At 39.6% G+C, this 14,373-nt stretch carries 16 protein-coding genes; 14 read left to right on the top strand and 2 right to left on the bottom strand.

Going from position 1 to position 14,373, the window contains the following annotated elements:
• Window positions 1–4 precede the first annotated feature (4 nt).
• Together PGH07_RS10815 and gatC are read right to left on the bottom strand one after the other, a co-directional pair.
• Window positions 5–346 carry an arsenate reductase family protein gene (locus PGH07_RS10815; RefSeq protein ID WP_289414507.1) on the bottom strand — a complete coding sequence of 114 codons (342 nt, stop codon included), beginning with the start codon at window positions 344–346 and terminating at the stop codon, window positions 5–7.
• An 8-nt stretch (window positions 347–354) separates the two neighbouring features.
• A complete protein-coding gene (gene gatC, locus PGH07_RS10810; protein WP_289414506.1) occupies window positions 355–645 on the bottom strand; it encodes an Asp-tRNA(Asn)/Glu-tRNA(Gln) amidotransferase subunit GatC in 291 nt (96 codons plus the stop codon).
• 82 nt (window positions 646–727) lie between these two features.
• Between gatC and PGH07_RS10805 the strand changes: the two genes are divergently transcribed.
• From PGH07_RS10805 to PGH07_RS10740, 14 genes are all read left to right on the top strand, one after another.
• Entirely contained in the window at window positions 728–1,069 is a 342-nt protein-coding gene (locus PGH07_RS10805) for a ferredoxin-thioredoxin reductase catalytic domain-containing protein (protein WP_289414505.1), read from the top strand.
• A gap of 76 nt (window positions 1,070–1,145) precedes the next feature.
• Entirely contained in the window at window positions 1,146–1,490 is a 345-nt protein-coding gene (locus PGH07_RS10800) for a rhodanese-like domain-containing protein (protein WP_289414504.1), read from the top strand.
• A 1-nt stretch (window position 1,491) separates the two neighbouring features.
• Window positions 1,492–2,040 (top strand): YqiA/YcfP family alpha/beta fold hydrolase, encoded by a 549-nt coding sequence (locus PGH07_RS10795; protein ID WP_289414502.1) that lies wholly within the window; start codon window positions 1,492–1,494, stop codon window positions 2,038–2,040.
• An 8-nt stretch (window positions 2,041–2,048) separates the two neighbouring features.
• Window positions 2,049–3,146, top strand: coding sequence for a succinyl-diaminopimelate desuccinylase (dapE, locus tag PGH07_RS10790; RefSeq protein ID WP_289414500.1), 1,098 nt, complete (start codon window positions 2,049–2,051; stop codon window positions 3,144–3,146).
• A 10-nt stretch (window positions 3,147–3,156) separates the two neighbouring features.
• Window positions 3,157–3,558 (top strand): thioredoxin family protein, encoded by a 402-nt coding sequence (locus PGH07_RS10785; protein WP_289414499.1) that lies wholly within the window; start codon window positions 3,157–3,159, stop codon window positions 3,556–3,558.
• 42 nt (window positions 3,559–3,600) lie between these two features.
• The gene (locus tag PGH07_RS10780; RefSeq protein WP_289414498.1) at window positions 3,601–4,590 is read left to right on the top strand and encodes a sensor histidine kinase; all 990 of its coding nucleotides are present in this window, start codon (window positions 3,601–3,603) and stop codon (window positions 4,588–4,590) included.
• A 247-nt stretch (window positions 4,591–4,837) separates the two neighbouring features.
• The gene (locus PGH07_RS10775) at window positions 4,838–5,596 is read left to right on the top strand and encodes a 4Fe-4S dicluster domain-containing protein (RefSeq protein WP_289414497.1); all 759 of its coding nucleotides are present in this window, start codon (window positions 4,838–4,840) and stop codon (window positions 5,594–5,596) included.
• A 1-nt stretch (window position 5,597) separates the two neighbouring features.
• Window positions 5,598–6,566, top strand: coding sequence for an NrfD/PsrC family molybdoenzyme membrane anchor subunit (gene nrfD, locus PGH07_RS10770; protein ID WP_289414496.1), 969 nt, complete (start codon window positions 5,598–5,600; stop codon window positions 6,564–6,566).
• Between the two features lie 13 nt (window positions 6,567–6,579).
• Window positions 6,580–9,918: a molybdopterin-dependent oxidoreductase gene (locus PGH07_RS10765; RefSeq protein WP_289414495.1), complete on the top strand. Its 3,339-nt coding sequence runs from the start codon at window positions 6,580–6,582 to the stop codon at window positions 9,916–9,918.
• A gap of 171 nt (window positions 9,919–10,089) precedes the next feature.
• Window positions 10,090–10,746, top strand: coding sequence for a TorD/DmsD family molecular chaperone (locus PGH07_RS10760; RefSeq protein WP_353049841.1), 657 nt, complete (start codon window positions 10,090–10,092; stop codon window positions 10,744–10,746).
• A complete protein-coding gene (locus PGH07_RS10755; RefSeq protein WP_289414494.1) occupies window positions 10,743–11,843 on the top strand; it encodes a 4Fe-4S binding protein in 1,101 nt (366 codons plus the stop codon). Before PGH07_RS10760 ends, PGH07_RS10755 begins: the two co-directional genes overlap by 4 nt.
• A gap of 89 nt (window positions 11,844–11,932) precedes the next feature.
• Window positions 11,933–12,403 carry a hypothetical protein gene (locus PGH07_RS10750; protein ID WP_289414493.1) on the top strand — a complete coding sequence of 157 codons (471 nt, stop codon included), beginning with the start codon at window positions 11,933–11,935 and terminating at the stop codon, window positions 12,401–12,403.
• Between the two features lie 102 nt (window positions 12,404–12,505).
• Window positions 12,506–12,976, top strand: a complete 471-nt coding sequence (locus tag PGH07_RS10745) for a hypothetical protein (RefSeq protein WP_289414492.1) — start codon at window positions 12,506–12,508, stop codon at window positions 12,974–12,976.
• A 100-nt stretch (window positions 12,977–13,076) separates the two neighbouring features.
• On the top strand, window positions 13,077–14,360 hold the full coding sequence (locus PGH07_RS10740; protein WP_289414491.1) for a malic enzyme-like NAD(P)-binding protein: 1,284 nt from the start codon (window positions 13,077–13,079) through the stop codon (window positions 14,358–14,360).
• Window positions 14,361–14,373 lie beyond the last annotated feature (13 nt).

The following is a 14,373-nucleotide window of genomic DNA, read 5'->3' as shown; positions in this document are numbered from 1 at the left end:
TCCTTTATTTTAATATTTCATTATATAAATTCTCATTATACCCAACGATTACATGATTGTCCACTGTAATCACGGGACGTTTGATGAGCATATTCTCTTTTGCTAACCACTCTTTTTTCCCCTGATCATCAAGATTGAGTTCTTTGAGTTTTAGGGTACGGTAGGTTGTCCCCCTTGTATTGAAGAGTGTGTTTATATCACTGTGCTCAAGCCATTTAGAGATCTCGGTATCAGATACAGGAGTTTCTCTGAAATCTATGAATTCGACGTCCAACTTATGGCTTTTGAGGTACTTGAGTGCTTTACGAACCGAGTCACAGTTTTTGATCCCATATACTTTGATCATTGATTGACCTATTCGATAATTGCAGGTACGATGAAGAAGTCATCTTTTGTGTTAGGTGCATGACATAGGATATCTTTTGCAACAGTGTCGTCACCTTGTGGAATATCTTCTCTCATGGGTGTCCCGCCTTCTAGTGTTGAGAATGTAGCTGAAAGGGTTTTTGTGTCCAATTCATTAAGGTTATCTACATAGGCAAGAATCTCTGTGAGTTGATTTTTAACTTCTTCTTTTTTTGACTCATCGATACGTAAGTGTGAAAGTTTTTCTAAATTTGCTAAAACTTTATCGTCAATTTGCATAATTTACCTTGCTTCTTAAAGATTTTTGCTTATTATATATCAATTTAGTTTAGAATTACAGAAATAAAGACAAAGGAAAACGATGTTAAAACTAGATATGAATTCACAAGAATTTAAAGATGAGATGGAAAAAACCGAGAAGTTTGCAGATAAAGTTTGTGAATCAAAAGGATGGGTCTACGGTCCAAATGCTGATGTTAATGAAGGTGTAATCATGGGGCTTGCAAGACACAAGCTTCTTTATGGAAAGAGGTTCTGCCCATGTTTTATGGTAGAAGAAGATCCGGAAAAACCAGGTAAGTTTAGAAGTACGGATGACCGTATCTGTCCTTGTAAACCGGCGATAGAAAAAGAGATCCCTGAACACGGTATCTGTCACTGTCAGATCTTCTGTACTCCAGAATACTTTGAAGCAAATAAATAATAGTTTTAAAAAAAGAAGATAGAATACGCGCATATTATTATCGTCATTTTTGAAAAGACTATATTAAAGGTATATTATGCAGTCAACATTAGATAAAAGCAATATTCACTCTGAAGAGTTGGAGGCTTTGCTAAAAGAGAGAGAAGAAGGAAACGTAGATTTTCTTCTTGTTGATGTAAGAGAAGATATGGAGTATAAAATGGGACACATCAAAGGTGTGGACCTGCTTTTGCCGACTTCTTCATTTGGTCAGTGGGCTCAAAAGTTTGCTGAGGAGAATAAAGACAAAACTGTTATTTTTACTTGTCGTACAGGTAACAGAAGCGGACAAGTACAACATATTTTTAAGCAACACGGACTTGATCGTATGATCAATCATGCGGGTGGAATTGTTTCTTATCGCGGTGAGATAGAAAAGTAAGATGTCCAAGATACTCTATCTGCATGGTTTTGCTTCTTGCGGAGAGGGAAATAAGTCCAGAGTACTTGGGGCATACTTTGGTAATGAGAATCTACTTGCACCTAACCTGCCGTTTGCACCGCAAGAGGCTATCGAAACTCTTTCAACCCAGATCTTGGGAGAGAAGCCTTCCCTGCTTGTAGGATCTTCATTAGGTGGTTATTATGCGACCTATCTTGCTGAAAAGTTTGACATTCCTGCTGTATTGATCAACCCTTCATGTAAACCCTGGGAAACCTTGGCAAATTATGTGGGATGGCAAGAGCGTTTTTGTGACGCTGAACGTTTTGAATTTAAACAGGTTTATTTGCACCAGCTTGAAAGATTCTCATCACCGCCTCAAAGCTCACGTTATCTTGTTTTACTACAAAGTGAAGATGAAGTATTGGATTACCGTGTAGCAAAAGAACAGTATAAAGAGTATAGGGTGATCGTTGAGTATGGCGGAAATCACCGTTTTGAAAATATTCACGAATATCTCTCCATGATAGAGAGTTTTATGAAATCTTAGGAGCATGTATGAATGTTGTTGATCTCTTGATGAAATTATTGAGTTTTGAATCCATCACCCCAGATGATGCCGGTTCTCTTAAGTTTATTGAGGAATACCTTCCCGGATATGAGGCTACTTATGTGAATATAGAAGGGGTTAAAAATCTTTTTTTGACCAAAAAATTCGGAAATGGATCCCATCTTTGTTTTGCAGGGCATGTCGATGTCGTACCTCCGGGTGACGGATGGGAGACCAATCCGTTTGTCCCTGTGATTAAAGATGATAAGATTTATGCCCGCGGTACACAGGATATGAAATCCGGTGTAGCGGCTTTTGTACAGGTACTTAAAGAGGCGGATGAATTTGAGGGACGTTTATCTCTCTTATTAACCTCGGATGAAGAAGGAGATGCAAAGTATGGGACTGTGGTCATGCTTGAGCATTTAAAAGAAGTTGGTATGCTGCCTGATTACTGTATCGTGGCTGAGCCGACCTGTGAAGAGAGATTTGGAGATGCGATCAAGATAGGACGTAGAGGATCGATCAACGGCTATCTTACTATTAAAGGGAAACAGGGACATGCTGCGTATCCTGAAAAAGCGATCAACCCTGTGCATCAGATCGCTCCGATCCTAGATAAGATCGCAGGGGTCAATCTTGATAGTGGTGATGATAATTTTGCACCAAGCAAAATGGTGATTACCGATATCCGAGGCGGTATGGAAGTAACGAACGTTACTCCGGGTTCACTTAAAATCATGTTCAATGTACGTAATTCCACAAAAACCTCACAAGAGGATATTAAACTACACATTGACAAACTCTTTAAAGATTTAAATTATACTTTGGAATTGACGCAGGGCTCCTATCCGTTTGTAACAAAGAGAGACTCTAAGATCGTAGAGAAGCTTACTGAGAGTATTAAAGATATAACAGGGCTTCAAACCAAGTTCTCTACAGCAGGTGGAACAAGTGATGCACGTTACATGGGTGCATACGGAATAGATGTGGTAGAGTTCGGAGTGAAGAATGATACAATTCATGCTCCGAATGAAAGAACCACTATCGGTGAAGTAGAAGGTCTTTATCAGGTATTTAAAGATTTGGTCAAAAATTTTAATTAAAGGCAGGTTGATGAGAAAAATTATATCAGTGTGGGCTATTACGTTGCTTTTTACAAGCTCACTCTTCGGTGTAGAACTGATTTGGGAAAAGGATACTGCTACAGCTTTCGCTAAAGCCAAAGCAGAAAAGAAAAACGTGATGTTAATGGTTGAGGCTACTCATTGTAGATGGTGCAAGAAGATGAAAGAGGAAACTTTGGCTGACAAAGAGGTAAGAAAACGTCTTCAAAACTACATACTGGTAATGATCTTGAGAAGTGATGAAAAAGCAATGAAGATACTGCCTGAGTCATATTACCCGGCACCGACGACTTTTTTCATGACACCGGAAGGTGAGATCATTGAAAAAGCGATCGGTTATTTTGAGGCGGATGACTTTATTACTTATATTAATGATGTTGAGGCTGACTGATATACCATGTTATTCGATCGTCCCCACTTCACAGAGTATGTAATGGCAAGGTTAGTGACATTGTCACTGACCGTTTTTGTCATATTTTCAGTAATTTTGGCGACTTTTATTGATGATACAATGACCTTGTCTTTAGTTATATTTATTCTCTGGCTTGCACTAACGATTTTTGTTTATGCAATCTATAGGGGTGCTTCGAAGATGCAGCGGGAGCTTGGAAAAATAAACAAATATCTTAAAATGCTGGATACGGTTGATACGATTGATCTAGATAGAATTTTTTTTACCCGAGAGTTTGAACAGATCAATCAAAACCTGACCAAGGTCCTTGAAAAATCTAAAAAAAGAGAAGAAATTAAACAACGCTATAATGCGAAACTCAAGCTTAAAAATAAGCAGCGGGGAGATATGATCTCGGCTATCGCCCATGAGTTTAGAAATCCTATTGCTTCTATTATAGGTTATGCACAAACATTACAAGAAGATAAAGATATTCCGCCTGCATTGCATGATAAATTTTTGGGAAAAATATGTAATAACGGTGATAAGATAGAAGCGCTATTAAGCAGGTTAGTACTTTGGAACAAGTTTGAAAGCGGAGAAGCAAAACTTCACCAAAGCACTTTTGACCTTATGAGTCTGACCCAAGAGGTGAAAAGTGCTCTTGTTGATGATAAGTATAAAAGCAGGAAAATTATCATACAGGGTGAACCGCGCCAGCTTGAAGCGGATCGTACATTAATTGAAATAGTCATTAAGAATTTGATTGAGAATGCACTTAAATATTCAAAAGATGATGTTTTGGTCAGTATAACCGATGATCGTTTTTCGGTGAGTGACAAAGGTGTAGGTATCTCTGAGGATGATATTGAGAAAGTGACCAAAAAGTTCTATCGGTCAGGTACACACAACTGGGATAACTCAATGGGGCTCGGACTATCGATTGTCAAAAAAATCCTTCTCCTGCATAATACTGAACTTGAGATCCAAAGTACACTGGACAAAGGTTCTACTTTTTCTTTTAAGATATAACCATTTTAAATAATTAATAATTTTATATCTTAATTGAAGTATTTCTTTATTTGATGATATAAGACATTTTTATTTATGAGCAAAGTTACCTAAAAGTTACATTTTAAAAAAATGCAATTTTCTTTCCACACAATAACCATTTTTTTATTCAAAATTAAATAAACTCTTAACATGCAATACCCTGAAAAGCCTGCTTTAAGGGGTACTTATGATAATCATAAGTTTAGCTAAATTTTAAGGAGGAAACATGAAACTGGGTTTCTTGGTTGACCTAAACCTATGTATGGGTTGTAAGGGTTGTGAAGTCGCGTGTAAAGTGGAAAATGAAGTTCCACTTAGCTCTTGGCGTTTACGTGTAAAGTATATTGATATCGGAACATTCCCGGATACATCAAGATCATTTACACCACTACGTTGTAACCACTGTGAAAGCGCACCATGTGAGCGTATCTGTCCTGTTTCGGCATTGCACTATCTTGAAAACGGTATTGTAAATGTTGATAGCAATAGATGTATTGGATGTGCAGGATGTATGATGGCGTGTCCATACGGTGCAATCTACATGGATCCTGAAACAAACACTGCAGATAAATGTACATACTGTGCACACCGTATCGAGAGTGGTATGATGCCGGCATGTGTAGTTGTTTGTCCAGTAGAAGCAAATATCTTTGGTGATGTGGAAGATGATCATTCTCATATCTCTCAGTATATTATGGCACATCAGGGTGGAGTACAGGTGCGTAAGCCGGAGAAGCATACAAATCCTAAACACTATTATGTAGGTGGTGGTACTTATACACTTGACCCACTAGCTCATCAAAGACTTGAAGGACATAACCTCTTCAACAATATTACAACCCTTAAGCACGTCGGTGATCCAAACCACGGTGTATTAGATAGATTCTTGGCACCATTTGTATCACATGCTGAACATGATAATAAGAGCTTCATGAACTTTGACAATAACGGACTTGAGTCTCATGAACAAGAGGGAGGTCACTAAGATGGTAGAACATACAATTGATGCAACACACGCAGTTGTTACGCTTGACGTAGCACTTCCAGGTATTATCTGGGGATGGATGATCACACTGAATATGTGGGCAAAGAGTATTGGTACGGGTGTAGTATTTGTAGCAGCATACCTACTTTACAGACACAATAAAGATGCAATGCCTAACCTAAGATGGTCAATGCCTGTGATCTCTTTCATCGCACTAAACGTATTTTTGCTCTTTACACTTGTGGATCTTCACCAGCCGTATAGAATGGTAAATATCTTCTTGCACCCACACTGGACATCTGCGATTACTGTAGGGGCATGGATGGCATCACTTTTTACACTTTTAATCACGATTCTTATGGTGATTGGTTTGGCTGATCAGTTTACTGAATACTTCAAAAGAGGATGTAAAGTAGCACCAGTAAGATCACTCATGTCATTTGCAAGCAGCAAATCTGCTACATATGAGAAGATTTTCCCATTTGTAGTATTTCTTGCTATTCCTGTAACGGCGTATACTGCGATCATTATGGCAGAATCAAGTGCAAGAGAGCTTTGGCAAGCACCTACTGAAGTAATGCAGATGATTTGGGCAGCCTTGATGGCAGGTTCAGCAGCACTTATTTTGGTATCTGGTTCATGGAGTCAGGAAGCAAGAAAAGATCTGGCATTGATCCTTTCAGTCGCTGTGTTCTTCTCATTTGCAATGTATATGGGTGAGTATTTCTTCTCATTCAAGTCTTCTGAAGCGGAAGCGACATTGGCATATGTACATGCAGGTGGATCATATAATGTAGAGTTCTGGTTTGGTATGACACTTGGATTTATCGCACCTTTCTTCCTCGCAACTTCTACAATGAAGAATGACAATGTAACGCTGCTTAGATTTGCAGCTATTTTGGCACTTGTGGGTCTATATATGGCAAAAGACGTATGGCTCAAAATCCCACAGATGTTACCATTGAGTTAAGGAGAGTAGATTTATGACAAAATCAATGAATAACACAACAGATAAAAATTTTATCGAAAGTAGAAGAAGTTTCCTAAAAGGTACAGCATACTCTGTAGCAGGTGCAACACTTGCTACAGGTGTATTTAAGACTGTAGCTGAAACTCCGGCTGTAGCAGAGAACAAGTTCACACCTACACCGAAAACACTCTCTTTCTATCCACCACTTGAAGAGTGGGATAGCTTCACTGAGCTTGATGGAAATGACTGGAAAAGAGGTGGTACAGCTAGAAACGGTGTACAAAGTGAAGAGAATCCAAACGGTATCAAAACTACAGAGTATATGCTTGTTCCAACTGCATGTTCAAACTGTGAGGCTTCTTGTGGTCTGACAGCATGGGTTGACCTTTCTACATATAAAGCTGGCGGTCAATTGGCAGTACGTAAGTATATGGGTAACCCGCTTCACGCAGGTTCACGTGGTAGAAACTGTGCAAAAGGTTATGCAACTCAGTCACAAATGTATGATCCGGATCGTATCCCATTCCCACTTAAAAGAGCACCAGGTTCAAAAAGGGGTGAAGGTAAGTGGATAAGAACCACTTGGGATGAAGCAATGGCTGAAATCGGTAAGAAGATGAATGATACTCTCAAGAAGGGTGATGAAATCTCAAGAAAGTCTATCATGTACCATGTTGGTCGTCCAAATGAGAATGGGTTTGGTCACCGTGTTCCTCACTCAATGGGTTGTGATGGATATGATTCTCATACAAATATCTGTTCTGCAGGTGCAAGACAAGGTACAATCCAGTGGACGAATGACGATAGAAACTCTCCGGATTGGGCAAATGCGAAGTTGATCTTCCTTCAGTCATCACACGCAGCAGATGCTGGTCACTACTTCCAACAAGCAGCAGGGCGTATCGCTGATGCACGTAAAAAAGGTGCAAAGCTTGTTGTTATGGATCCAAGACTTTCAAACTCTGCTGGTATGGCTGACCTTTGGGTACCATGTTGGCCAGGAACTGAAACGGCTCTTTACCTTTACCTTGCAAACAGAATTCTTAATGAAAAAGGAATCAATGGTGAGGATCTAGTAAATCACGAGTTTGTGAGAAACTGGGTAAACTGGGATGAGTTGATGAGCAACAGAGAGTATCTTGACCTACTTGTAGAGAAAGGATATATTAAAGCTGCTCCGGCTGGAAACTCATATGAAGATTTCATTGAGATGGCAAAAGAGATGTACAGCCCGTATACACTTGACTTTGTAGCTGAAGAGTGTCGTATCGAGAAGCGTATCGTTGAGAAGCTTTACGACATGTTCATTGATGCAGGTGCAAGAGTAGCTACATATATCTGGAGAGCAGGTCCTATCGGTCATAAAGGTGGATGGATGATCGCTCGTTCAGCATTCCTTCCATTTGTACTTCGTGGTGCGATGGCAGGAGACAAAGGTGGAGTAGGTCTACACCACTGGCATGTTATCTCTGTTAACGGAAAGGGTGATAAAGCAACTGAAGCAGATAATGCACCAGGTGCAGTTGATGTATGGAATGAATTGGCTTGGCCACCTGAGTATCCACTCAGTTCATACGAGATGTCTCATATCTTGCCACACCTTCTTCTAGATGATGAGTGGAGAGCGAAGTGGAAAGCTAAAGGATTGAACGTACCTGAGAAATTGGCTGTATGGATTCCACGTATGTACAACCCAGTATGGATCAACCCGGACGGATTCAGATGGATCGAAGCGTTGAAACGTGAAGATAAGATTGAGATGTCATTCAACCTTTCTCCAACTTGGTCTGAAACTAACTGGTACTGTGACTATATCCTTCCAGTAGGATTGGCAGGTGAGCGACATGACCAACACTCTGAAGCAACTGAACCTAAAAGATGGTTAAGTTTCCGTAACCCGGCACTTAGAGTAGCTCTAGAGAAAATGGGATGGCAGCCAAAAGATCCAACACGTGCTACACTTGAAGCGCATATTAAAGCAGGTCTTGGTGAAATCTGGGAAGAAGTAGAGTTCTGGGCAAACATCATGGTACATCATGTAGATCCTGATGGAAGCCTTGGTATCAGAAAATATTGGGCATCAAAAGAAGATCCAAGTAGAGCAGTAACGATTGCAGAGTGGTATCAAGCAGCATTTGATCAATTGCCGAACCTTCGTGCAGCAGCTAAAGCAGCATACCCAGACTCTAAGTATCCTAACTACGAGATGATGAGAGATAGAGGTACATGGCTAGAAGAAGCAAATATCTATAAGCCGCAAGAGAGACCACTGGCTAAAGACGGTGATGCTTATATTGCACATGGACATAGATATGAAGCAGATCAAGTTGAAAAGACTGAGTTTGGAACTCTCGTTGTAACTGATGAGCATACAGGTGAGAAACAAGCGATCGGTATTGAGCGTGATGGTAAGATTATGGAAGGATTCCATACACTTTCTAAGAAGCTTGAGTTCTTCTCTTCTTACTTTGCTGAGTGGAAATGGCCTGAGTACGCTGTGCCTATCTATCCAACAACAAAAGAAGATAGAGTGAAAATGACACATGTTGTTACGCAAGTACACCATGACTTTATGACAAAAGAGAATGAATTTGCACTGAATACAATATTCAGATTGCCATATAACATTCATACACGTTCTGTGAACTCTAAACACTTGATGGAGATCTCTCAGAACCACAACCCGATTTGGATTAACACAGAAGATGCGAAGAGACTTAACATCAAACGTGGTGATGCAATCAAAGTTACGATTACAGATACTGTATCAGGTCTTGATTCTGGTTATTTTATTGCTATGGCAGTACCTACAGAAGCGACAATGCCGGGTGTTCTAGCTAACTCTCACCACGCAGGTAGATGGAAGCTTAAGAATGCTGTTGAGATCCCAGGATTTGAGCATAAACTTGGAATAATGGGTCTTGGTGCACCGCTTTATGAGATGACTATGGATGGTAAAGTGGGAACACTGAAGCCAAAACAAGGTCTAGATCAAGGTATGCAAGAGCGTAGAGATACTTGGCAGTTCAAAGAGTACAACAGAGACCTTGATAATATCTGGTGGGATGGTCTGAGCGGTTCTTGGCAAAATGCTGTAGCACCATCACATCCAGACCCGGTTGCAGGTAACCATGCATGGCACCAAAAAGTATCTATCGAGCCTGCTGGTAAAGATGATAACATTGGTGATATCTGGGTGAACTATGAGAACAATATGAAAGTTTACCAAGCATGGAGAGATAAACTTACTCGTCCGCTTGCAAAAGGCGATACACTTAGACGTCCTAAGCATATTAAGCGTCCATGTGTGCCTCTTTCTCACAAAGCATATTCAGTGGAGATCACTGACTAATGCTATTACCTTGGGCTTCGCCCGGGGTATTAATCTTCTTATACACCAGCTTGTACTATTTTCCAGATAACTAACACTCTTATGGCTTATTTATCTTGAAAGTGGTATAGTGCCAACTAATAATAACCCTGTTTACTTAAATAAGAAACAGGATGAACGACAAGGGTAATAATGGAACAAATGAAACATGATATAGAGAATCGTATTGCGTTGTATGCGTTGATCTCAAGATTGATGTTGATTGAAGTTGATGATAAGTTTTTGGATACGATTGAAAGTGATGAAGCGATTCTTGCGCTTTTTCCCCACTATATGGGATGGAACAAGCGTAAAGAGCTAAGTCGTGAAGAACTTATCAGTCAATACTACAATGTAGACTTTGCGAATCTTTTTTTGATGCACTTAGTGCCTTATGAAAGTTTCTATACTAGAGATGATCAGATGATAGAGAGCGGAGGAGATAATCCGGTTATTGAACTTTATAATGAACTTGACTTCCGTGTGGAACTTGATAAAGCCAGAGTAGTTAGTGCAGACCATATAGGTGTAGAACTTGAGTTTATGTACATGCTCTGTGCAGCACAAAAGAAAGCACTTGAGGCTGATGATAAAGACGGCATCTGTGAATTACTTCAAGTACAAAGAGCATTTTTGAAAGAGCATCTCCTTGAGTGGGCTCCGATGTTTCTGATCAATGCAAAAAGAGAGTCTCGTACACCGCTTTATCATGATGGTACTGAGTTGACACTGGAGTTTTTACTTTCTGATTATGAATATATTACTCAAATGCTTGCTGCACACTGTAATGAGGATGCGGAGAACGAATGAGCCTTCATTTAGAGATCGCTTCATGTGTACGTGCGACCAGTAAATTTTCCCAGTGTACCAAGTGTGTAGATGCTTGTCCTGAGTCGATTCAGATTGTTGATAATTTACCTACTTTTGCGAAGGGTACAGGTGTCGAGGCAGCTGCATGTATTGGTGCCTGTCCTACTGAAGCTTTTGCATTGAGTGACTTTTCGACTACAGAGTTCTTTTTTACTTTTTTAGAATCAAAAATAAGACTTATTTCACCAAAGATCAACGTTCCATGTCTATCAGTACTGAGTATTGAACATCTTATATCCCTTGCAGTGGCAAGTGAAGAACCGATCACACTGGATCTTAGCAGTTATGATCCGGATAGTCAGCTTTATGATCTGATCGAGGCTCGTGTCGAAGAAGCAAATTTTATTCTTTCCAGTATTTCATCAAAGCAGTTGGAGACCAATATTGATAGAGTTGAGACTCTTTTAGATACAGAGAGTAAGGAAGAGACTTCCAGACGATCATTTCTCGGTAATGCATCGCTTAAGGGAGTGATGAAACATAAAAAAGAGTTTGATGAAGCTGTAGAAGCAGAAGAACTTCGTTCATTTGAACTAGATACTTCCGTGATCTCTAAAATAAAAGAGAAGCATCTGCCAGATAAAAGAAAGATACTCTTTACAACATTTAAGCGTCTTGATATACCGGAGTCTTTTGATGTTATTGCGATAGAAGATATAAGCTTTATCTCCCAAAAATATGTGGATGAGAACTGTACGAACTGTCAGATCTGCTACCGTATCTGTCCTACGGGTGCACTCTCAAGCAACAAGAAATTCTCACTTATTCACTTTGATGCCATGCTATGTGTGAAGTGTCATCTCTGTCATGATGTGTGTGAACCTAATGCAATCCAATTACAAGATGGGTTTGAGATTAAAGAGTTTTTTGAGCCACAACAGCGGACATTGGCAACTTTCAATATCAAACGTTGTAATGAGTGTGGAAACCATTTCACTTATATTGGTGGTGAGCAGACCTGTCCACGCTGTTTGATCGAAGAGGAAGAGGCTATGTTCCTGCATGATAATGCCAAACGTATGAGAGGAGAAGAGTAAAATGGTACATTTTTCTGAACCGATAGGTGAAAATTTAGTGAGAGGAATTGAAGGTGAGCTTTGCTTAGCTTCAAGAAGATAGGAATAATATGCAACCTCATGAGATACAGCCTGATACGAAGTTGTGTACGATACTTGGTTATAATGCACAAACGGGGTATACGAGAAAATACTTTAACAAAATATTGAAGTCACAAGGGATTAATGCTACTGCAATCGCACTCAATATTACCGATGAACATTTTGACTTTACGATGTCAAATGTAGCAAGTTCAAAGGTTGATCGTATGATGATTGAGAGGGAGTTCCAGCAAAAAGCAGTGCATTACTGTGACAGCTTAAACGAAGCAGCTCAAAGAGAACAAAGAGTTGACTTTATCGAGATAGAAGAAGGTAAGATCACAGGATATTGCCTGGATGATAAAGTGAATTCACTTTTTGAAAAGCCGGAGTTTCTGGATGATCAGATACGCTTTATTGCAAAAATGATGCTGATTGCTAACAGGTGGTATAATGCGAAGATAGATACGGATGAGATACCGCTGTTGATAGGTGATTGAACTAAATAAGATTGATTTTTAAAAAGCGGCTAGTTGCTTGATAGCCTGTCGAAAACACATTGAAGCTTTGCTTCACGAATGATATGATAGAAGGAGAATAATATGAGAGATATGGAAGATTTAAGAAAAGAATTTGAAAACTTTAACGAGCAGAACTTCAATGGAAACCCTGCGTTTTGTCCTGATGGACAGTGTGATTCAGATGAGGAGATAGATCTTAAGGATTACCCATCTTATACAGAAGCGCTTTATGAAAAGTTGATCGCTCCTTATCAAAGCGGTATCTACATTTCACGTTGGGATATTAAAGATATTGCACTTGCTGCAGGTGATTCAATGGCGATTCACCCACGTAAGCGTATGTTTGAGCTACTAATGAAGTATGCTACAAGTAAAGAAAATATGCAGAAGGTACTTGATGCACTTGAGGAGCATATGGAAGATAAGATTGGTATTTATACTGAAATGATTGAGAATTTTCCTGCAAGTGCAGAGATATTTGAGCCAAAGATAGAGAAAGCTCGTAGAACGATGAGGATCTTCCCTCAGATCATTGAAGAGTATTTTGAGTAATTTTGCTCAGATACTTTTTTATCCTTCTATTCTTTCCTACACTTAAATCCCTAATCTTTGATACAGTATAATTAATATCACATGCATTGAAAGGGATATCATGTCAGAAATCAAAAAAGAAAAAGCCTTAGAATATCATATCGGTGGGAAAATCGGTATAGAGATTAAAACACCATGTAATACACAGTATGAACTCTCATTAGCTTATACCCCGGGTGTAGCACATCCATGCCTAGAAATAGCCAAAGATGAGAATCTTGCATTTGTATATACCAATCGTGCCAATTTGGTGGCTGTTATCTCTGATGGTACTGCAGTACTCGGACTTGGCAATATCGGTCCCTTAGCCGGGAAACCAGTAATGGAAGGTAAATCGGTACTGTTTAAAAAATTTGCAAACGTAGATGCATTTGATATCGAACTTGATGTACATAGTGTGGATGAGATCGTTGCAACATGTAAAGCGATAGCACCTACTTTTGGCGGGATAAATCTTGAAGATATTGCTGCCCCACAATGTTTTGAGATCGAAAAAAAATTGCAGGCAGCGTTGGATATCCCTGTTTTTCATGATGATCAGCATGGTACTGCAATCATAACTACCGCAGGGCTTATGAATGTACTCGAACTAACAGGTAAAAAGGCGGAAGAGATTAAAATCGTGGTTAATGGTGCCGGCGCAGCAGGAATTTCATGTGCAAAGATGTACAAAGCATTAGGCGTAAGACATATCGTAATGTGTGATAGTAAAGGAGTGATTTCTACAAGCAGGGATAACCTCAATCAATATAAAACAGAGTTTGCCATTGATACAGACGCAAAGACACTAGAAGATGCTATAGAAGGAGCAGATATGTTCTTAGGGCTAAGTGTAGCAGGTGCATTGACCAAAGAGATGGTGGCAAAAATGGCTCCTGAGCCTATCATTTTTGCATTGGCAAACCCGACTCCTGAAATACTCCCGGAAGAAGTTGCAAAAGTGAGAGATGATGTGATTATGGGGACAGGGCGCTCAGACTATCCTAACCAGATAAACAATGTACTGGGTTTCCCGTTCATCTTTAGAGGAGCACTTGATGTGCGTGCCAAGAAGATCACAGAAAAGATGAAGATGGCTGCTGCCAATGCACTGGCAAAGCTGGCCAAAGAGCCGATCCCGTATTATGTCAAAGCAGCATATAAAAATGAAAATCTTGTATATGGTAAAGAACATATCATACCAAAACCGTTTAATAAAGAGGCCTTGATCTGGGTTGCATCAGCTGTTGCCAAATGTGCTGTAGAGGAGGGGGTATCACGTATTGATAATTATGATCATGAAGCGTATAAAAAGCAGTTAAGATGTATGATCTACAATACAGAGGACTGTGAAGAAGAGAAATAATTTGGAAGAGTTC

This window comes from Sulfurovum zhangzhouensis (genome assembly GCF_030347965.1).
In the GTDB taxonomy this organism is placed as follows: domain Bacteria; phylum Campylobacterota; class Campylobacteria; order Campylobacterales; family Sulfurovaceae; genus Sulfurovum; species Sulfurovum zhangzhouensis.
Note: the sequence above shows the minus strand (reverse complement) of the source record. Positions and strands in the feature narration are given on the sequence as shown.